Genomic DNA, 19460 nt, shown 5'->3' on the forward strand with positions numbered 1-19460 from the left:
GTCATCACGCACCTTCATAAATTAATTGCCTAATTCGCATCCTTGTAGCTTACATTATAGCAAGAAGGAACTTTAATACAAAATCTTTCAGCAAGCTTTTAGGAGAAAATTCATTTTTTTCAATGAAAAGGCTACTTCTAAGGCGAATTGTTAGTAGCGTTTAAGGAACATAGCAGAAACATTTTTCTTTATGCAAGTCTTCCCATAATATAATTAGCAAACAACTCCAATAATGGTTGCTCTTTCTTTAAAAATGACAGATTTTTAATCGATAGGTCATGGTATTTCAATAGTTGCTGTTCGGCTCCTTCTAAGCCTAACAAAGCAGGATATGTTGATTTATGGCTCGATGCATCGCTATTAGCCGTTTTTCCTAACGCTTCCGTCGTTGAAGTGACATCTAAAATATCATCTTTTATTTGGAACGCAAGACCGATATGTTTTGCATATTCCTTCAAATAGCCAAAAACATCCTCATCTGCATCCGCTAAAATTGCCCCTGCCTCAATACTGAATGAAAGAAGTGCACCTGTCTTATGCATATGGACATTCTCCAATTGCTCCAAGTTCAGCCGGGTAGTTTCCCCTTCCATATCTAAGATTTGGCCTCCTACCATGCCGGTTGCCCCTGCTGCGTCTGCCAGTAGCTTGGCTAACCTGACTGCCTTTTCTGGCGATGTGTTGTCCAAAGATGCCATTAATTGAAATGATAGTGTAAGCATTGCATCTCCTGCTAAGACAGCTGTCGCTTCGCCGAATACTTTATGGTTCGTCGGTTTCCCTCTTCTGAAATCGTCATCATCCATGCACGGAAGATCGTCATGGATGAGTGAATACGTATGAACGAGCTCTATTGCCGAAGCTACTTTTAATGCATCCTTTGAAGTTGCGTTTAAATCTTCTAAAACAGAAAGTACTAGTAAAGGTCTTATTCTCTTACCGCCGGCGTTTATTGAATAAAGCATTGCATCTTTTAACGACTTGGGCATTTGCAATGATTGTACAATTCTATTCATTTCACTATCGATGATCGGTATATTTTTATCAATAAATTGTTTTAGTTTTTCACTCATTGTTTTCTAATCCTTTCGCTGGATCGAAAGGAGTTTTGTTACCATCCTTATCGATGATCGAGATCAGCTGTTGTTCCGCATCCTGCAGTTTTCCGTGACAATAAGCGGACAGCTCCATACCTTTTTTATATAATGTGATGGCCTCTTCCAACGGAACATCTCCAGTTTCAAGCTTTTGGACGATTTGTTCTAAGTTGGACATGGCTTCTTCAAAACGAAGTGTTTCTTTATCCATCTATTCTTCCCCCTCGTCATATACGTTAACTGACTTGACTTCCGCTCTTAAAGTTCCATCGGGCATGCGGATGTCGATTGGATCGCCCTTTTGGAATGCTGCTGCACTGCTCACGACTTTATCGTTTTTGTAAACGATGGAAAACCCTCTTTCCATCACTTCGAGCGGATTCAAAGCTTTTAGCGTCCTGACAACCGAGCCAAATTGGTCTTTATAAATTCGCAGCTCATTGTGAGTCGCGCGCGTCAATCTTTCGGTCAGCAATGCTGTCATATTGCTTCCTTCCTTGATACGCTGTATAGGTGAATAATAGGTTAGCAAACGATTCAGCCTTTCATGCTCCGCCCTCCGATTCGTCGTTAATTCGGAGCGGCTTCTTGTCAATCGGTCGTCAAGATTACTTAATCTTTCTGTAAATGGTCGATATAGCCTTTCCGGAAATTGAAGCGGATAAGATTGTTCAAAACTATTTAGCCGTTTACGTTCTATTTTAATTTGATTTGAAAAGGATGTATACAATGAACGTTTTCGCTCCAAAATTCTTTCAAATAGCTCTTCCTTCGATGGAACCGCCATTTCGGCAGCTGCTGTAGGGGTCGGAGCTCGACGATCTGCAACAAAGTCGGCAATGGTCGTATCCGTCTCGTGGCCGACCGCACTAATAATAGGAATTCGGCAAGAAAAAATCGCTCTTGCGACGGATTCTTCATTGAATGCCCACAAATCCTCAATCGATCCCCCACCACGTCCTACAATTAATACATCGATGGAATTTACTGATTCTGCCATTTGGATTGCACGGACGATGGATGGCGCTGCCTGGGGGCCTTGGACAATTGCGGGAAATAAAATGATTTCTGCCAACGGATAGCGCCTTCCAATCGTAGAACAAATATCCTGTATCGCCGCTCCTGATTGTGCGGTAACAACACCGATTTTTTGTGGCAACAGAGGGAGTGGCTGTTTAAATTTTTCATTAAACAATCCTTCTTTAGATAGCTCTGCTTTTAACTGTTCAAAAGCTAAATAAAGCGCTCCAACACCATCCGGTTGCATCGTCTGAACATACAACTGGTATTGGCCGCTCGCTTCATAGACATTGACATCGCCCGTAATGAGGACGTTCATTCCATCTTCTAACTTAAATTTCAAATTGCTTGCAGCCGATCTGAACATAGCAGATTGAATTCTGCTTTTATCGTCCTTTAACGTAAAGTAAATATGCCCGCTCGGGTGAACTTTCAAGTTTGAAAGTTCACCTTTAACGAACACATTGCGCAAATGCGGGTCGGCATCGAATTTTCTTCTTATGTATTTTGTTAATGCTTGGACAGATAAATAGGAATCTGGTTGCAACAGTTTCACCCCCGACCTTACTATGAACGCTGTCTCTCTATTGAAAAACAGCGTTGATTTTTTATGTCGACAGAATCATTATGCTTTTTTGCTGCATCTTCCTTCAGTTACAGCCATTTCAGCACTTCTTAACGTGTTTTTCAGTAGCATTGTAATTGTCATCGGACCGACCCCTCCAGGGACAGGTGTAATGGCAGCTGCTACGGCTTTCGCTTTTTCTGTGTCGACATCTCCGCATAATTTTCCATTTTCATCACGATTCATGCCGACATCAATGACGACAGCTCCTTCTTTTATATGTTCGTCAGTAATGAATTTGCTTTTGCCAATTGCTGCAACGATAACATCTGCTTGCTTAGTAATTGAAGACAGATCCTTCGTTTTTGAATGGCAATAGGTTACGGTTGCATCCTTTTGTAGGAGCAGTTGTCCCATCGGTTTACCGACAATATTGCTTCTTCCAATAACGACAGCATGTTTACCAGCTATATCCACACCGGAGCGATCAAGCAACTCCATAATGCCATATGGTGTGCAAGGCAAAAAAGTTTGTTGGCCGATAAGCATTTTACCTACATTTACTGGATGAAAGCCATCTACGTCTTTTTTAGGATCAATTGCTTGGATGACAAGATCCTCATCAATATGCTTTGGCAAAGGGAGTTGGACTAAAATGCCGTGAATTGTATCATCTGCATTTAAACTTTCAATTTGCTTCAAAAGTTCTGCCTCTGTCACCTCTTCTGGAAGGCGAATTACTTCGGATTTCATGCCGACTTCTATGCTTGATTTTTCTTTGTTTCGAACATAAGTATGCGAAGCGGGATTATTGCCGACAAGAATAACCGCAAGTCCAGGCTGACATCCTTTCTCTAGCAATTTCCTTACTCCATCGTTGATTTCCGATCTCAATTCCTTACCGATTGCCACACCATCAATCAACTTAGCTGTCATCCTCAATTCCTCCTATAGTTTATTTATTTTTGTTCAAATTTGGATAAAACCCCATTGACAAAACGTCCAGATTTTTCATCGCCAAATCGTTTGCAAAGCTCAACTGCTTCATTCAAAACAACACTATGCGGAATTTCATCTTCAAATAGCAATTCGTATACTGCTAGTCTTAAAACCGTTCTTTCGATTTTCGGAAGTCTTTCCAATGACCAATGTTCAAGCTTGTCTTCAAGCGTCTTGTCAATTTCCTCTTTATGGTTGACAGTCCCCTTCACCAATCTTTCATAGAATGGATCTATTGGCGATTCTATAATATACGTAATTGCCTCATCTATTGACATTTCAGTACGGTCAAGCTGAAATAGTGTTTGAACCGCCTTTTCGCGTGCTTCTCTTCGCTTCATTCGTTTTTCTCCTCCACAACTGTGTCTCTCGGGCTTTATCATAGCATATTCACGATAAGAAAAGCATCATCCAATAATGGACGATGCTTCTATAATCATTCAGTGTCACTCAACGAATCGAATTCAATCCCTGTTATATGGACATTTACTTCTTTCGTTTCGAGAGAAGTCATATGGTAGACGGCGTGACGGACCTGCTTTTGGATTTCCGTTGCGACAGCAGGGATAGAAAACCCATACTGAACTACGCAATAAACATCTATGACGAGGCCTTCATCGACCCAATCCGTCTTAACGCCTTTACCGTGAAACACTTTACCAAACTTTTCAGCGACGCCAGTAGCAAAGTTGCCTTTTGTAGCGGCAACGCCTTCCACTTCGTTCGTCGCTATGCCGATAATCACTTCAAGAACTTCAGGCGCCAATTGGACACGACCCAAGACGGCGTTTTTAGACGAATCCATACCGACAAATGATGGATTTTCCTTTTCGGCCAATCTACTTCTCCTCCTTTTCCATAACGTTCTCGATTTCATACTTAGTGCATCACTTGATATTTCTCCAAAAACTTCGTATCAAATTCTCCGGACTTAAAAACTTCATGATCCATTAAACTTAAATGGAACGGCACTGTCGTATCGACTCCTTCGATAATAAATTCATCAAGCGCCCGTTTCATGCGCGCGACAGCTTCCTCTCTTGTATCAGCATGTACGATCAGTTTGGCAACCATGGAATCGTAAAACGGCGGGATGCTATAACCCGTATACATCGCTGAATCGACTCGAACGCCAAATCCGCCAGGAGGCATATACATCGTCACTTTTCCCGGAGATGGCATGAAGTTTTTCGCAGGATTTTCAGCATTTATACGGCATTCGATCGCCCAACCGTTGAACTGAATATCCTTTTGGCGATATGCCAATTTCTCCCCTGCGGCAACTTTCAACTGTTGTTTAATCAAATCGATGCCCGTAATCATTTCTGTAACAGGATGTTCGACTTGAATACGTGTATTCATTTCCATGAAGTAAAATTTTTCATTTATATGATCGAATATAAACTCTACTGTGCCCGCACCTCTGTAATTTACAGCTTCAGCGGCTTTTACAGCAGCTTCTCCCATTTCTTTGCGCAATTTTGGCGTCAATGCAGGAGAAGGGGCTTCTTCGACCAATTTTTGCATTCTCCGTTGGATGGAACAGTCGCGTTCTCCGAGATGAATCGTATTGCCGAATTTATCGGCCAATACTTGTACTTCCACATGGCGGAAAACTTCAATGTACTTTTCAAGATATACCCCAGGATTTCCGAATGCTGCTGCAGCTTCTTTTTGGGTAATTTTGATGCCCTTAATAAGCTCTTCTTCGTCACGCGCGACACGGATACCTTTTCCGCCTCCGCCAGCTGTCGCTTTAATTATGACTGGAAAACCAATTTCCTTCGCAACTTTCAAGCCTTCCACCTCATCCGCAACGATACCATCTGATCCCGGTACAATTGGAACGCCGGCTTGTTTCATCGTTTCTCTCGCAACATCTTTCGTGCCCATCTTCGAAATTGCATCAGCTGTCGGACCGATAAATTCAATATTTACTTCTTCACATAATTCTGCAAAGCTTTCATTTTCAGCTAAAAAGCCGTATCCAGGATGGATGCCATCACAGCCTGTCAACTTCGCGATACTAATAATGTTCGAGAAGTTCAAATAGCTGTCTTTTGAAAGTTTCGGACCAATGCAATATGCTTCGTCAGCGAGCTCCACATGCATCGCTTCACGGTCTGCTTCAGAATACACCGCAACCGTTTCAATTCCTTCTTCCTTACATGCACGGATAATGCGCACCGCAATTTCTCCGCGATTTGCAACTAATACTTTTTTCATCTTGTCACCCTCCTCAGTTTTGTTTCACGAGGAAGAGAGGTTGTCCATATTCAACCAATTGACCGTCTTCCACTAATACCTCGACGATTTCTCCAGAAACTTCTGCTTCAATTTCATTAAATAGCTTCATCGCCTCTACGATGCAAACTACTGAATCCGGTTTCACTGTATCTCCTTTTTGTACATACGGAGGTACATCCGGGGAAGAAGCCTTGTAGAATGTTCCGACCATCGGAGATGTAATTTTATGCAAGGAAGCATCCTCTTGGGCAGGCGCAGAATCCTGTACAGGTGCAGCTTCTTCCGCTTTCGCTGGAGCTTGAGCAGGTGTAGGCGCCTCTTGTTTCGGAGTTTCTGCTACAGGTGCTTGCACTTGTTCTTGGATAGGAGCTGCGGCTTGTTTAGCTGTTTCTACAACCGCAGCTTTGCTGTCCGCTTTCTCCAATTTAATTTTTGTTCCTTCTGACTCAAATGTAAATTTTTCAATAGAGGATTGATCGATTAGTTTAATTATTTCTCTAATTTCTTGGATTTTTAACATGAACGATTCTCCTGACTCAATATGATATAGTTCCCTCGCTTCTATTTTAGACGTTTTTCGCGCATTTTGAAATAGATAACAGGGAAAACAGCGTAAAAATCCCAATTCCACTTGCTAATAAAGAGAAAAAGACCCATTTTGGGCCTTTCATTACGTTTTTATTCCATAAATACAACTTGTACCTCGCGAGCATCTTCCCAGCTTGTCATTATATATTGTGTGATTTCATCTGCCATTTTGGCAGAATGGCCTTCATCAACCGATAATACAGTAACATCAACTTTTCCATTATCTTTACGGACGAACGCATCCGGATAGCCTAATTCTTTAATATGAAGCTCCATTAATGCCTCTGCAGATTCTCGCTTTATAAGCTCATCCATTTCTTCATACGCTGCCTTTTTTTCTTCCGCAGTTATATCAGGAGAAGAAATTTTATTTGTCAATTGATCTCTCATTTGGCTTCGTTCATTACGCGCTTCCATTCGCATTTCTTCGAATCTTACAGAATCTGCAAATACCGATGTCGTTTTACTTCCATCCGAAGAAGTTTCCTTTAAAATTGTCTCTTCCTTGTTTTTATCCCCAAAAATGGCCATCCCATCGAGTTGCATTGGTGCTTCCTTTCTCAAATAGAAGATCGAAATAACAGCTACGAGACTAAGTAATGTTAAAAACCAAACAGTTCGCTTATTCGCTTTCAAGTTGTTGCCCCCTGTTCTTCATTTTTTGGATTTGAATCCGATGTTCAGGCAATTGGAGTACTGCCGAAAGCATTCGTTTCAGTTCATTTTGTACTTTTGGATTTTCTACGCCTTCCGCAACGACTAACATGCCTTTCAACGAATTTTCCTTTTTGGCAGCCGATGAAGATGATGTAAAATAGTTTGATAGGCTTGCCCCTTCTGCTTGGTCATAGTGGAAGTAAATATGCACTTCCCCTATCCCTTCAATTTTCATTAATGCTTCTTCCAATGCCGCAGCTTCCCGGCTCTCCACTCCTTTTCCTTTCTCCCCCCCAATTGAACCAAGCGTCGTATTCATGAAAATGATGAAGAGCACGATAAAAGTGCCTAAGAGGAATAATTGAGTTTTTCGTTTTGGTTTTTGCATCATCATTTCATTCCTTCGAGCCGGATATGGTCCTTATCATCTATGATGCATAGTATGCTTGTTTAGAACAGGCTATGACCAAAAATCGATGCGATTGAATGAATGATCCAAATTCCCATCGTCAACTTAAAAATCGGCATCATATCCGTTTCCATCTCTTCTGGCAACAATAGCATGAGAACTACAGATAAGATTGCAATCAACAAAACACCTGTTAAAAATCCAACCAAGCGTTTTCCTCATTTCACTGTAGTGATCAATTTAATTAAAATAATGGAAAACAATGCCGTATAAATGAATGCGAACGCAACTAAAAATGATACGGCGCATAATGTAAATAGCGTTTTCCCGATATCATCAAGCACGCCAGTTACATCTTCATTTGCGAATGGTTCAATCAGTGCAGCCGTCCAGCGATATAGAAATCCAATCAGCAATGTTTTAAGTGTTGGCAGCAAAGCAACTGACCAGATCGTTACAATGAGCCACCCTCCGATAAAAACGCTCGCGCCTGATGAATAACGGCCGATTGCCCCCAAACTATCTGTTACAAAGGAGCCTATGAATGGAACGTTTTGACGGATTAATTCCTTTAAGGGTTCGCTTGTGACACCAGACAATGCCCAGGAGATTGTCCCTCCTGTCGTAATAAAAATGGAATAGGCCGCAACTATAGCAGAAACAACTCCTAATAGAGAGGACCTAAGTAAATCCGCCAATTTTGTAAAAGGCATTTCCGGCTGGAATCGCGATACGATGTCAAAAAGCAATGCGGCCGAGAGGAGCGGTATTAAAACGATATCCGAAAGTACGATTGCACCGTTTGCAAATAGCAGCATTGCAGGTTGGAAATTCAGCATATTGAAAGTTCCGCCCGCTGCTAAGATGCTTGCTGTCAATATTGGATAAATGGAAACAAATAATGCAGCAATCGATTGTGTAATGGAACGAATTTCCATCAATTGTTCAATTGCTGGCTGCAAGACGACTGTGAGTACGATCAGAAATAGAATGAGCCTCGTCCATTTGTTGAATGAAGGAACGAGAAAATCGATGATCAGCACCATCAGTGTGGCAATGACCACGATGAGGAAACTATGTAGAACTGTACTAATAATTGGTTCAATAAAGTCGAACATTGGATTCTCATCCGATCATTTAATAATTAGTTTTGAAAGTGCATCGATCATCTCCGACAGTTGCGGCAACCATAACGATAAAATAGCAATTTTAATTGCTAACCGTGCAACTGCAGCAATTGATCCATAACCCGCTTCTGCAATGTGGCCAGCGATCATTTCTGATAAATAGAATAGAAATACGCTGCCGATCAGTAGTTGTGGATACGGCTTTGGAAAAGGCGCAAATAGTTGCATGAAGGTTTTGCCGAAAGGAAGTACGATTGTTACAGTCATATAAGCGAGAAAGAAGAAAAAAACAGCAGCGTATAACATAGGATGCAAATTTTTCGACGCAAAGGAGATAAGCAGCAGCACAAGATAGATGACAATAAGATGAAAAAGTGTAAGCATCAGAACGCCAAAGATAGCCACTGAAAGAATTCCGTAATTTCCGTGAAGAAAATCCTTAAGAAGCGGAGCATCTCAGCGGCAATATAAATATAGGCAATAAAGAAAAGAAAAAACGAAAACTCCTTTTTCCCCGTCGATTCGAAAAACACATGTAGAAAACCAATTACTAACCCGATGCCAGCAATTCTCAATAGATCACTCAATTCCAATTCGGGTGCCTCCTCCATGTCACAATCTATGTATCTATCCGAAATAATATACAAACACAGGGCTTATTTATAATTGTTTATTTCGTAATGTAGAATCTACATGAGATATTGGTTTACTAAGCCCGGTTATTGTGAAAGCAGTATTGTAGTAATGCTAAAGAATGAACAAAAGCTACTGGTTTCAACCAATAGAAAAAAAGCACACTTTGCAATCCCTATTCGGGCTACAAAATGTGCTCATAAGCATGTTCATATTAAGCTCTTGATACGTATTCGCCTTCTTCAGTATTAATGATCAGTTTATCGCCTACATTAACAAAGAATGGCACTTGAACGACAAGCCCAGTTTCCATTTTAGCTGGTTTTGAACCGCCACTCGCAGTATCTCCTTTAATACCTGGCTCTGTTTCAGCAACTTCCAAGACGACTGTCGCAGGAAGCTCTACACCTAATACTTCGGACTTGAAAGAAATGATGTGTACTTCCATATTTTCTTTCAAATATTTTAATTCCTCTTCAATTTGAGTTGAAGGTAATTCGATTTGCTCGTATGTTTCATTGTCCATGAATACATGATCATCGCCATTAGCATACAAGTATTGCATGCGGCGGTTGTCGATTTGCGCTTTTTCGACTTTCTCGCCCGCACGGAACGTTTTTTCATTTACATTTCCCGTGCGAAGATTACGCAGTTTGGAACGGACGAACGCCGCTCCTTTCCCTGGTTTAACGTGTTGGAAATCAATGACACGCCAAATATCGCCTTCAAATTCAATCGTAAGACCTGTTTTAAAATCGTTTACTGAAATCATGCTGTTTCCTCCGTTTAATCCTTATAGGATAATTAATTCTTTTGGTGAATGGGTGAGTCTTGCGTTGCCATCTTCCGTAATTAGGATGTCGTCTTCGATACGGACACCGCCAATGCCGGGTAAGTAAATGCCTGGTTCAACCGTAACGGCCATATTCGGTTCCAATACAGTTTCTGAACGGAATGACAAAGCAGGTCCTTCATGAACTTCAAGACCGATCCCATGACCAGTTGAATGCCCAAACGCTTCATCGTAGCCCTTTGACTTAATATAGTCACGAGCAATTGCATCTGCCTCTATACCAGTCATACCCGGTTTGATCTGTTCTAAAGCCAATTGTTGGGCAGCTCTGGTCACTTCGTATATTTCTTTTAACTTTTCAGAAGGCTCACCTACTGCAACCGTTCGTGTAATATCCGAAATATAACCATTGTAAAGCGCTCCATAGTCGAGTGTCACAAGTTCGCCAGATTGGATTACTTTATCGGAGGCAACGCCATGCGGCAAAGCGCCCCGCTCTCCCGAAGCGACGATAATGTCAAAGGAAGATGAAGTCGCTCCCAATTTACGCATATACATTTCCAGTTCATTTGAAACTTCGAGCTCTGTCACACCCGGTTTAATAAACGTGCAAATATGTGTAAACGCATCATCTGCAATTTTCGCAGCGTGCTTTAACACTTCAATTTCTTCCGGTGTCTTAATGAGACGAATCTTTTCAATAATGCCAGCTACCGCTTTCAATTCTGCTGACACTTTTTCCTTGTACATTTCATACAAGCCGTAGGAAACATGATCTTTCTCAAAGCCAAGTGTGCTGATTTTCATGGCCTCCACTTGTTTGGCAACTTCCTCGATGATCGTCTTTTCATGTTGAACGATTTTGAAACCTTTCACTTGGTCTGCTGCCTGCTCAGTATAGCGAAAATCTGTAATGAAAACTGCATCATTTTCAGAAATGATTGCAACGCCGGAGCTACCTGTGAAACCTGTAATATATCGGCGATTATAAGGATTTGTCACTAATAATGCATCAAGCCCTAACTCTTTTAACGCTTCACGTAATTTTGTCAGTTTCATAGCTTTACCCCATTTCTTCTGAGAAGGAAAGCTTGGAGTGCAAGTTCATATCCACCAGTGCCGAAGCCGGACATTTGTCCAATGCAAACCGGCGCGATAACGGATGTTTGTCTGAACGGTTCACGACTATGTATATTTGAAATATGGACTTCGATAACGGGCACATCCACTGCAGCGACGGCGTCTCGCAATGCAATGCTGTAATGTGTAAACGCCCCCGGGTTGAAGATAATGCCATCGAACTTCTCATCGGCTGCTTCATGAATTTTATCAATCAATTCACCTTCGATATTTGATTGAAAAAACGCGAGATCAACAAGCCGTTCAGATGCGATGTCTATTAGATGCTGCTCAACATCCGCCAATGTTTCTACTCCATAGATTCCTACTTCCCTTTTTCCAAGCCGATTCAAATTTGGTCCATTCAGAACAAGCAATTTCACCACCACACCATTCCCCTCACCATTTTCTTTCCCATTTTATCATATAGTACCGTTGCCGCAACCTATTTCTGTTGATCTGCAGAAAGTTTCTTCATATAAACGGCTGTTCCGATTATAAAAAGACTGACGATCGCATTAATTGAAAAAAAGGGGATTGAAAATGCTTTAATTCCTTCTTTCAAAGTATGTGGCATTCCAATTGTCCAGTCAACCGCCGCTGTAATAATAAGGCTAATTGCAATTGCAGTCACCATTGGCGGTATTGCTGTAGTCCATTTTGAAATCGCATAAAAAACAAAACATACAACGAAGAGTACGAGAAATAATAATGCCCATTTTCCATACTCATTCATCCACCCTTTTCCAGTCCAAAATTTCAACCATCCAATAGGGGACCAATGTATAAAATTGAAAAAGTGCAAGAACTTTAAGGAGATTGTTGTGAAAATAGCTGCAAATAAAGCTGTTAAAAACATTGTTTTATTCAATATATATCCCTCCTGCTGAAAGTGTCGGGAAATTCATGTTTTTTTAAACCTAATGGGTGGAGGAATGCCTGTTTTTTTTGTACAATAGATGGATAAAGAAACGACAAGATCGTTTTGCAAGACTGCAATTTTTTGACAGGCGATCTTATAATAAAATATTTTTTATTAAACTAGCGAAGGTGTTGATTGATGGATGAGTAAAAAACAGCAGCCACCTGCTTATGGAGGGCAAGCGTTAATTGAAGGCGTCATGTTCGGCAGCCGTAATCATACTGTGACGGCCATTAGAAGAAAAGATGATTCCCTTGATTATTATTATGTACCTAAAGAACATAAACCTGTCACTTCCAAGTTAAAAAAAATACCTTTCGTACGAGGGGTTGTAGCATTAATTGAATCCGCTGGAATTGGCTCAAAGCATTTGACGTTCGCCAGCGAAAGATATGATATCATGCCAGGCGAGGAAGAAGAGCAAGTCTCTGAGGAACCTTCAAAACTTTCAATGATTATTGGCGTTGCAGCAGTTGGAGTGCTATCATTCCTATTCGGTAAGTTCGCTTTTACATTAGTGCCCGTCTTTTTAGCACAAGCATTGGAATTTATGGCACCTGGCAAAACAGCCCAAATTCTGTTGGAAAGCTTCTTCAAGTTACTCTTGTTGCTCTCCTACATTTCGTTAATATCTATGACACCGCTCATTAAACGTGTTTTTAAATATCATGGAGCAGAGCATAAAGTGATCAACGCTTATGAAAATGGCTTGCCCTTAACTGTCGAAAACGTTCAGGCGCAATCAAGATTACATTACCGTTGTGGAAGCAGTTTCCTCCTGTTTACTGTTATTGTAGGTATGTTCATTTATTTCTTAGTACCTGCTGACCCATTCTGGCTTCGAATTGTGAATCGTATCTTGCTCATCCCAGTTGTGATCGGTGTGTCTTTTGAAGTTCTTCAATTTACAAATAGCTTACGCAATATTCCGGTATTAAAGTATTTAGGCTATCCTGGATTATGGCTACAGTTATTGACGACAAAAGAGCCCGAAGACAAGCAAGTCGAAGTGGCAATCGCCTCCTTCAATAAACTGCTTGAAATTGAAGAGGTAGGTATTGAAAACGTTGAAATTTTGAAAGCTGCAGATAACGCAGCCACTCAAACAACTGTATCAGTGAATTAATAAGCCATGATGAAAACGCTCGGGTGAATACTTTTCCGAGCGTTTTCTTTTTCGAACGCTTGCCTTAGAACGTTCGACGATACGAAGCCGTACTTGCTTACGCAATGCATCAATAAATCTTTTATTATTTTAATCGCTTGCAGCAAGCTTATTTAAACTTGAAACAATTAAACTGCCAAATTTATGGATATCATCAATATAATTAAAAGTAGAAAGATCATTTGTATACAAACGATTGTACATTCTAACAGCGACTGCATTGTATTGCGGTATGACTAAACAAGAACATCCAGACGCCCCTAAAATTTGATAAGATCCTTTCGGAATATGAGCCCCCAACTCATTATATGGATAACGTACCTCACCGTCTTTAACCCACCAGAACGAACCGAATTTCGGTAGATCATTCGGCCAAGCAACCGGGCTTTGTATCGATGTCACACGATCAAAAACTTTTCCCGGAAGCACTTGCTTTCCGCGAACTTTTCCTTTATTTAGGTGCAAATTACCCCAAAATGCCAATTCCCTTGCATTTACATATAAATTTCTTTCATCCCCTCTATTTGAACCAATTCGTAATGTAGCGTGATGATCGGGCGAATGAATATCACATACTAATCGATTGTCTCCTTCTGTGACCCAACTAGTACTCGTCCAATTTAGTGGCTTGAATACTCTTTCGGTAAGCAATTCACTTACACTTTTGCCAGTAGCTTTGTATAAAATTTTTGCAATTATGTCTGGATTTTTCCCCTTCCCCTCGATATTTGTTCCTAACTCAAATAGTCGACGCACCTCTTTATTGGCAAATTTCAACCCCGAAGAACGGGACAATAAATGTCTTATTGTCGTCTCACCAAGAAGATCTTGATCATATTCAAGCAAATAATCGCATATTTTATCATCTAAACTTAAATATCCTTCTTGAGCGGCGATGGAGATCGCTAAACTGATATAAGTTACACGAACAGAATAAACATTAAATCGTGATAAACTATCAATTTTCCTCGCTTCATTCCCAAAATGATGATAGCCAGAATACCATTCATGAACAATTTTATCGTCTTTCATAATGAGTAGAGCAGCTCCAGAGGAAGACTTTTCTTGTTTTATTTTTTCTGTATATGAATTGAGTTCTTGAAAAATGTCACCTTTCCTAATTCCCATCATCCCATTTCTTCCCCTTCATAATTTCTTTTTATTCTTAATTTATCATAATAAAAAACGGTATCCAAACTAGAAATTACTTCAGTTTGGATACCGTTTGAGCAACCTTCAAGGTGCTGTATGTTTTATTCTTATAATCCGCATTTCAGTTGAGCATTACAATTTGTACAAGTATTGCACCCACCGATTTCTTTCACAGTACCCTGCCTACAAACGGGGCAAGTGTTGCCGACTTCAGATCCGATCGTTACGTTTGTTGAACGGAGATCTTGAATTGTATCAATTAAGACGACTTTCCGTTGTTCGATGAACTCTTCCGTCATCTCTGTTTCAGGCTCCATCGTATTCTCTTCAGCTTTCAGTGTAAGGACTTGGGAGTCACGGCTGCCGTCAACATAGACAGTTCCGCCTTTCGCTCCACCTTTATATAAACGCTCATAGACGCTTTCGACCTGTTTTACTGAATAGCCACGCGGAGCATTTACGGTTTTCGAAATGGAGCTGTCAATCCATCGCTGAATAATACATTGTACGTCTGCATGGGCTTCTGGAGATAAACTCATAGAAGAGACGAACCAATCCGGCAATTGATCTGGATCAGCTTGAGGATTACTTTCCAAGTACTCCTCTACAATACCGGCTTTCACTTCAATGAATTTACCAAGACGTCCGCTTCGATAATAGGTGAATGAAAAATACGGTTCAAGTCCAGTGCTGACTCCAACCATCGTACCAGTCGAGCCAGTCGGCGCCACTGTAAGTAGGTGAGAGTTGCGAATACCGTGTTCCAAAATGGCAGTGCGGATATCTTCAGGCATCCGCTTCATATAGCCAGTGTTAATGAATGCTTGTCTTAAAGCAGCGGTTTCCTCATCCGTTTTACCAATCAAGAATGGGAAGCTACCTTTTTCTTTTGCTAGTTCGATTGATTCCCGATAGGCAGTTGTTGCTATCGTTTCGAACACTTTATCAACGAGCTCATTGCCTTCTTTGGAGCCATATTCCTTCTCACAATAAATGAGTAAATCCGCAAGGCCCATGACGCCTAAACCGATCCGTCTTTCACCAAGTGCCTGTACTTTATTTTCCTCAAGGAAGTACGGTGTCGAATCGATAACATTGTCTTGCATTCTTACCCCTACGCGAACCGTTTCTTTCAGCTTTTCGTAATTGACCGTTTTCATCTCTTTGTTTGCGAACTCCGCAAGATTCACTGCCGCCAAGTTACATACTGAATAAGGCGCTAATGGCTGTTCGCCGCAAGGATTTGTTGCAACAACCTTTTGGCCATATGCTTTCGCATTCGTTTCATTGTTTGCATTGTCAATAAAGAAAATACCTGGTTCAGCTGAATAAGTAGCGCAAATATTAATAAGATCCCATAAAGCGCGCGCTTTTATTTTTCGGTAAACACGGACTTCATAGCCCATCTTTTCCCATTCACGAACATCTCCAACGTTATGCCACTCTTCGTTATAAAAAGCCATTTCTTCAGGTGTATACTTTTCAACTGCTGGAAAACGCAGTTCATAATCACCATCTTCTTCAACAGCTTTCATGAATTCATCCGTCAATGTTACGGAAATATTCGCACCTGTTAAGAATTCCGGATTATGGACAGAATACGTTCCGCCATCTCGCAATTTCATTTCCGCATCTCGCAAAATTGCTTCGTTGAAACCGCCCATGCCAGGGATTGATCTGTAATTCAAAATCCCTTGATACATCGCTTCTTCTTGCGCAGTAAGCGGCGTAAACTTAAGTTTTTCGTTGGCAAGTTTTTGGATAAGCTCTTCATCCGTATTTTCAAGAAGATAGCGAAGAATTCTCGGATTTTGCATTTTCGAGATGATAAATTCGCAAATATCAGGATGCCAATCAGCTAACATGATCATTTGTGCTCCGCGGCGGCTGCCCCCTTGTTCCACAAGGTGTGTCAGCTTAGCAATATCGTCAAGCCATGATACTGACCCCGATGACTTTCCATTTACACCACGCGCAAGTGTGTTCCGCGGTCTCAATGTTGAACCGTTCGTTCCGACACCGCCTCCACGGCTCATAATTTCCATCACTTGTTTGCGGTGATCGGAAATGCCTTCACGAGAATCGGGAACGAATGGCATCACATAGCAATTGAAGAACGTCACTTCAGTTTCCGAACCTGCGCCATAAAGGACACGACCTGCCGGAATGAAATTCAATTTTGCCAATTGCTCATAAAAACGCTCGAACGATTCTTGCCGTTTTTCTTCCGTCTTTTCAGCGGCAGCTAAACCAGTAGCATTCCGCTTTGCGATTTGCTCATAAAACACTTCTAACGGCTTCTCAATGACGTCTAATGATCTTCTGACAACACCCTTTTCTTGCTCTTCCGGATCATCGATTGAAGAACGGTATGCTTCTTCAATCCAAATGTCCGCTTTGCCACTCGCTTTATCGATTGCTTTAACGTATCCTAATCCCCTCGCTGGAAATTTCGGATCTTCTTTTACGGTTAAGACGACAAAATCGCCTACTTTTAGCGTCTTCTTTTCAGTGTCCTTAAATGAATATCGATCAATCATCACGAGACGGGACACTCCGCTATGTGTAATCTTCATGTCATCTGTGATGGGATGCACTTGCGGAAACTCCTTTATATCCGCATTCAATTGCTGCTTGTCCAATGATGGTGTTTGCTCGTTTGAAACAATAACCATTCTCGCATCCTCCTTATTTATTTCAAGATAAATTCTTACCAAACACAACATGTTGTATTATGTACATTACCTAATCTACTACATATTGAAACTTCATTCAACTGTATCCGTTTTTACAGATTTTGACGAATGCCGCGATTATCCGATTTCGCATGAAAAAATAGATCGAAAGTGCTAACCTTTATTTTTTAAATGTCCAGTCTTTATTTGCATATTTACTTTCTTCAATTTCTTTAACAATTGCCTCTTGCTCTGCTGTCAATTCCATTGGAGAAAGCTCGATCTCCAACGCCTGTTCGAAACCTTTCGAGAATGCCGAAATACACTCTTCTATCGAAACTTCACGCTCAACAAGTCGATCGATTGCTACAGCTTTTTGGGGCAAGTTCATTCTCATTCGTTCTCGGGCTTCTGCAGAATCAAACTTGAATAAAGATATCAATTTGTCTTCATCCAAGCTTAATAAAATAGCGCCGTGCTGCAAGATGACACCTTTTTGACGTGTCTGTGCACTGCCAGCTACTTTTTTCCCTTCAACGACAAGTTCATACCAGCTTGGTGCATCAAAACAAACAGCACTTTTAGGTTTTTTTAATCGATCAGCTTGCTCTTTGGAAGCCGGCACTGAAAATTCTGCTTGTAGCCCTAAGTTTTGAAAGCCTTTCAGCAATCCCCCTGAAATGACTCGGTAGGCTTCTGTCACCGTTTCCGGCATATCAGGATATGCTTCGGAGACTATGACACTATAAGTCAGTTCATCCTCGTGCAACACTCCTCTTCCTCCCGTTGGTCGCCGCACGAATCCTAAACCATGTTCTTTCACGGATGACATATCAATCTCTTTGTCAACACTTTGGAAATAACCGATCGATAGCGTAGCTGGCTCCCATTCATAAAATCTTAGAACAGGGCCTATTTCACCTTTACTATGCCAATCCAATAGCGCTTCATCAAGCGCCATATTGTATGAAGGCGAACGTTTTCCCGAATTAATAAAGTGCCAAATCCTTTTCGTCATTACGATTCCCCCTTCCATAACAGCCGATAAAGAATAACATAGTTTTCATAGTACCATAATTCCAAACGCGCAATAAGTATTGACTTTTTCTCTTTCATTCTGATTGCCTACTTATCAGTATCAAAAAGAAACCCTGCTCTTTTCCTAACATGTGAAACCTACTTATCAGTTACGAGCAATCAGTATTTTGCATGAAAACACACATCATTCTCATTGAAGAACGTTCTTCCATTCTTTATAATGAATAAGAAGATGGAAAGGGGAAAGTCGTTGTGAATCCGAATTTGATTATCTTAGGCGTCGCACTCATCGCATTGATTTTGTACTTCGTCATTACGATGCTGCGCGTCCGTAAAGCAGTAACAAATTTAACGCAAGAACAGTTTATTGAAGGGTATCGTAAGGCGCAGCTCATTGACGTTCGAGAACCGAAAGAATTTGAATCTGGCCATATTTTAGGCGCAAGAAATATTCCTTATTCGCAATTCCGCCAACGTTACAAAGAGATCCGACCTGATAAACCTGTATACTTGTATGACCAAAATGGCGGTAAAAGTTCGCGTGCAGCTCTATACTTAAAGAAACGCAATTATTCACAGCTATTCCAGTTGCAAGGCGGCTTCCGTACATGGACAGGCAAAGTAAAAAGCAAATGAAAAAAAGGCCTCTATAAAATTGAGGACACTGAAAAACAAGGCACTCTACTAAAAAGAGGCTGTCCAATAAGTCCCTAAAATAGAACAGGTGGCGAAAAACGAATCGTTTTTCGCCACCTGTTCTTGTATTTTTCTCATTCAATACTGAAAGTAGCTCGCGGATGCCGGCCACTTTCAGTAGATTGTGGGCCAATGCCACAATTCCGAATTCCGTATGCACCTTTTCGATGCCCCGCAGTGAGAATTTGCGGAACGACCGATTGCCCTTGATGTGACCGAACACGCTTTCTACCTCAATTTTACGTTGAGCGTAGATTCCTGTGTTCTCTTCACATTCAAGGGCTTCCTTTGCTTTCGCTTACATTTCTTCAAATACCGTGTTCCAATGGACTTGTCGATTGCCTTTTGCTTTCGTACATAATTTTTTCAATGGGCAATCCGAACAGTCCTCGCATTCATAAATTTTGTAACTTTGCTCGTATCCTGAAGCGTTCTTCTTGTTTTGGTATTTCCTAAAAGTGACTTTCCGTCCATTCGGGCAGATGAATAGATCGTCTTGTTCCAAGTATGTCCAGTTCTTTGCGTTTCGAATGTCATTCTTGTATTTGCGAGTCTGTT

Annotated in this window: 23 protein-coding genes and 1 pseudogene; 2 read left to right on the forward strand and 22 right to left on the reverse strand. The window is 41.1% G+C overall.

All coding sequences use genetic code 11. The annotated features are described in order from the left end of the window. Positions 1-188: 188 nt before the first annotated feature. The 18 genes from ACFQ38_RS04580 to ACFQ38_RS04665 form a co-directional block, all read right to left on the reverse strand. Positions 189-1073 carry a polyprenyl synthetase family protein gene (locus tag ACFQ38_RS04580; RefSeq protein WP_336823202.1) on the reverse strand — a complete coding sequence of 295 codons (885 nt, stop codon included), beginning with the start codon at positions 1071-1073 and terminating at the stop codon, positions 189-191. Then, a complete protein-coding gene (locus ACFQ38_RS04585) occupies positions 1066-1308 on the reverse strand; it encodes an exodeoxyribonuclease VII small subunit (protein WP_336823201.1) in 243 nt (80 codons plus the stop codon). Before ACFQ38_RS04585 ends, ACFQ38_RS04580 begins: the two co-directional genes overlap by 8 nt. Continuing rightward, positions 1309-2664, reverse strand: coding sequence for an exodeoxyribonuclease VII large subunit (gene xseA / locus ACFQ38_RS04590; protein WP_336823200.1), 1356 nt, complete (start codon positions 2662-2664; stop codon positions 1309-1311). Positions 2665-2742: 78 nt separating this feature from the next. Beyond that, positions 2743-3618 (reverse strand): bifunctional methylenetetrahydrofolate dehydrogenase/methenyltetrahydrofolate cyclohydrolase FolD, encoded by an 876-nt coding sequence (gene folD, locus ACFQ38_RS04595; RefSeq protein ID WP_381479899.1) that lies wholly within the window; start codon positions 3616-3618, stop codon positions 2743-2745. A gap of 23 nt (positions 3619-3641) precedes the next feature. Continuing rightward, positions 3642-4022: a transcription antitermination factor NusB gene (gene nusB / locus ACFQ38_RS04600; RefSeq protein ID WP_336823198.1), complete on the reverse strand. Its 381-nt coding sequence runs from the start codon at positions 4020-4022 to the stop codon at positions 3642-3644. A 95-nt stretch (positions 4023-4117) separates the two neighbouring features. Continuing rightward, entirely contained in the window at positions 4118-4486 is a 369-nt protein-coding gene (locus ACFQ38_RS04605; protein ID WP_336823261.1) for an Asp23/Gls24 family envelope stress response protein, read from the reverse strand. 74 nt (positions 4487-4560) lie between these two features. Beyond that, positions 4561-5907: an acetyl-CoA carboxylase biotin carboxylase subunit gene (accC, locus tag ACFQ38_RS04610; protein WP_336823197.1), complete on the reverse strand. Its 1347-nt coding sequence runs from the start codon at positions 5905-5907 to the stop codon at positions 4561-4563. Between the two features lie 13 nt (positions 5908-5920). Then, positions 5921-6448, reverse strand: a complete 528-nt coding sequence (gene accB / locus ACFQ38_RS04615) for an acetyl-CoA carboxylase biotin carboxyl carrier protein (RefSeq protein ID WP_336823196.1) — start codon at positions 6446-6448, stop codon at positions 5921-5923. 158 nt (positions 6449-6606) lie between these two features. Continuing rightward, a complete protein-coding gene (locus tag ACFQ38_RS04620; RefSeq protein WP_336823195.1) occupies positions 6607-7152 on the reverse strand; it encodes a SpoIIIAH-like family protein in 546 nt (181 codons plus the stop codon). Then, positions 7139-7561, reverse strand: a complete 423-nt coding sequence (locus tag ACFQ38_RS04625; RefSeq protein ID WP_336823194.1) for a hypothetical protein — start codon at positions 7559-7561, stop codon at positions 7139-7141. Before ACFQ38_RS04625 ends, ACFQ38_RS04620 begins: the two co-directional genes overlap by 14 nt. Positions 7562-7623: 62 nt before the next feature. Then, the gene (locus ACFQ38_RS04630; protein WP_381479900.1) at positions 7624-7791 is read right to left on the reverse strand and encodes a hypothetical protein; all 168 of its coding nucleotides are present in this window, start codon (positions 7789-7791) and stop codon (positions 7624-7626) included. A 9-nt stretch (positions 7792-7800) separates the two neighbouring features. Next, a complete protein-coding gene (locus tag ACFQ38_RS04635) occupies positions 7801-8700 on the reverse strand; it encodes a stage III sporulation protein AE (protein ID WP_336823192.1) in 900 nt (299 codons plus the stop codon). 15 nt (positions 8701-8715) lie between these two features. Beyond that, complete coding sequence (locus tag ACFQ38_RS04640) at positions 8716-9114, reverse strand: SpoIIIAC/SpoIIIAD family protein (RefSeq protein WP_336823191.1); 399 nt, start codon at positions 9112-9114, stop codon at positions 8716-8718. Next, positions 9093-9302, reverse strand: coding sequence for a SpoIIIAC/SpoIIIAD family protein (locus tag ACFQ38_RS04645; protein ID WP_336823190.1), 210 nt, complete (start codon positions 9300-9302; stop codon positions 9093-9095). The genes ACFQ38_RS04640 and ACFQ38_RS04645 overlap by 22 nt, the downstream gene beginning before the upstream one ends. Positions 9303-9556: 254 nt before the next feature. Beyond that, positions 9557-10114 (reverse strand): elongation factor P, encoded by a 558-nt coding sequence (gene efp, locus ACFQ38_RS04650; protein ID WP_336823189.1) that lies wholly within the window; start codon positions 10112-10114, stop codon positions 9557-9559. 21 nt (positions 10115-10135) lie between these two features. Beyond that, complete coding sequence (locus ACFQ38_RS04655; protein ID WP_381479901.1) at positions 10136-11194, reverse strand: M24 family metallopeptidase; 1059 nt, start codon at positions 11192-11194, stop codon at positions 10136-10138. Further along, positions 11191-11637 carry a type II 3-dehydroquinate dehydratase gene (gene aroQ, locus ACFQ38_RS04660; protein ID WP_381479906.1) on the reverse strand — a complete coding sequence of 149 codons (447 nt, stop codon included), beginning with the start codon at positions 11635-11637 and terminating at the stop codon, positions 11191-11193. Before aroQ ends, ACFQ38_RS04655 begins: the two co-directional genes overlap by 4 nt. Before the next feature lie 62 nt (positions 11638-11699). Next, complete coding sequence (locus tag ACFQ38_RS04665) at positions 11700-12125, reverse strand: hypothetical protein (protein ID WP_336823186.1); 426 nt, start codon at positions 12123-12125, stop codon at positions 11700-11702. Between the two features lie 193 nt (positions 12126-12318). Here ACFQ38_RS04665 and ACFQ38_RS04670 point away from each other — a divergent pair, with 193 nt between their 5' ends. After that, positions 12319-13302, forward strand: coding sequence for a DUF1385 domain-containing protein (locus ACFQ38_RS04670; RefSeq protein WP_336823185.1), 984 nt, complete (start codon positions 12319-12321; stop codon positions 13300-13302). A gap of 129 nt (positions 13303-13431) precedes the next feature. Here ACFQ38_RS04670 and ACFQ38_RS04675 read toward each other — a convergent pair whose 3' ends face one another. From ACFQ38_RS04675 to ACFQ38_RS04685, 3 genes are all read right to left on the reverse strand, one after another. Next, positions 13432-14472 carry a serine hydrolase domain-containing protein gene (locus ACFQ38_RS04675; RefSeq protein WP_336823184.1) on the reverse strand — a complete coding sequence of 347 codons (1041 nt, stop codon included), beginning with the start codon at positions 14470-14472 and terminating at the stop codon, positions 13432-13434. 128 nt (positions 14473-14600) lie between these two features. Next, complete coding sequence (locus ACFQ38_RS04680) at positions 14601-17168, reverse strand: vitamin B12-dependent ribonucleotide reductase (RefSeq protein WP_381479902.1); 2568 nt, start codon at positions 17166-17168, stop codon at positions 14601-14603. Positions 17169-17349: 181 nt separating this feature from the next. After that, positions 17350-18186, reverse strand: a complete 837-nt coding sequence (locus tag ACFQ38_RS04685) for a lipoate--protein ligase family protein (protein ID WP_336823182.1) — start codon at positions 18184-18186, stop codon at positions 17350-17352. 290 nt (positions 18187-18476) lie between these two features. Here ACFQ38_RS04685 and ACFQ38_RS04690 point away from each other — a divergent pair, with 290 nt between their 5' ends. After that, a complete protein-coding gene (locus ACFQ38_RS04690) occupies positions 18477-18842 on the forward strand; it encodes a rhodanese-like domain-containing protein (RefSeq protein WP_381479908.1) in 366 nt (121 codons plus the stop codon). A gap of 229 nt (positions 18843-19071) precedes the next feature. Here the strand turns inward: ACFQ38_RS04690 and ACFQ38_RS04695 are convergent. Then, positions 19072-19407: pseudogene (locus ACFQ38_RS04695) on the reverse strand (transposase); the annotation flags it as partial. Positions 19408-19460 lie beyond the last annotated feature (53 nt).

The organism is Sporosarcina contaminans (assembly GCF_042679045.1).
In the GTDB taxonomy this organism is placed as follows: domain Bacteria; phylum Bacillota; class Bacilli; order Bacillales_A; family Planococcaceae; genus Sporosarcina; species Sporosarcina contaminans.

Excerpts from the sequence above, each read along its gene's own strand:
- ACFQ38_RS04580 (WP_336823202.1), bottom strand. The coding sequence starts at position 1,073 with ATGAGTGAAAAACTAAAACAATTTATTGATAAAAATATACCGATCATC.
- ACFQ38_RS04585 (WP_336823201.1), bottom strand. The coding sequence starts at position 1,308 with ATGGATAAAGAAACACTTCGTTTTGAAGAAGCCATGTCCAACTTAGAA.
- folD (WP_381479899.1), bottom strand. The coding sequence starts at position 3,618 with ATGACAGCTAAGTTGATTGATGGTGTGGCAATCGGTAAGGAATTGAGA.
- nusB (WP_336823198.1), bottom strand. The coding sequence starts at position 4,022 with ATGAAGCGAAGAGAAGCACGCGAAAAGGCGGTTCAAACACTATTTCAG.
- ACFQ38_RS04605 (WP_336823261.1), bottom strand. The coding sequence starts at position 4,486 with ATGGATTCGTCTAAAAACGCCGTCTTGGGTCGTGTCCAATTGGCGCCT.
- accC (WP_336823197.1), bottom strand. The coding sequence starts at position 5,907 with ATGAAAAAAGTATTAGTTGCAAATCGCGGAGAAATTGCGGTGCGCATT.
- accB (WP_336823196.1), bottom strand. The coding sequence starts at position 6,448 with ATGTTAAAAATCCAAGAAATTAGAGAAATAATTAAACTAATCGATCAA.
- ACFQ38_RS04625 (WP_336823194.1), bottom strand. The coding sequence starts at position 7,561 with ATGCAAAAACCAAAACGAAAAACTCAATTATTCCTCTTAGGCACTTTT.
- ACFQ38_RS04635 (WP_336823192.1), bottom strand. The coding sequence starts at position 8,700 with ATGTTCGACTTTATTGAACCAATTATTAGTACAGTTCTACATAGTTTC.
- efp (WP_336823189.1), bottom strand. The coding sequence starts at position 10,114 with ATGATTTCAGTAAACGATTTTAAAACAGGTCTTACGATTGAATTTGAA.
- ACFQ38_RS04655 (WP_381479901.1), bottom strand. The coding sequence starts at position 11,194 with ATGAAACTGACAAAATTACGTGAAGCGTTAAAAGAGTTAGGGCTTGAT.
- ACFQ38_RS04670 (WP_336823185.1), top strand. The coding sequence starts at position 12,319 with ATGAGTAAAAAACAGCAGCCACCTGCTTATGGAGGGCAAGCGTTAATT.
- ACFQ38_RS04675 (WP_336823184.1), bottom strand. The coding sequence starts at position 14,472 with ATGATGGGAATTAGGAAAGGTGACATTTTTCAAGAACTCAATTCATAT.
- ACFQ38_RS04680 (WP_381479902.1), bottom strand. The coding sequence starts at position 17,168 with ATGGTTATTGTTTCAAACGAGCAAACACCATCATTGGACAAGCAGCAA.
- ACFQ38_RS04685 (WP_336823182.1), bottom strand. The coding sequence starts at position 18,186 with ATGACGAAAAGGATTTGGCACTTTATTAATTCGGGAAAACGTTCGCCT.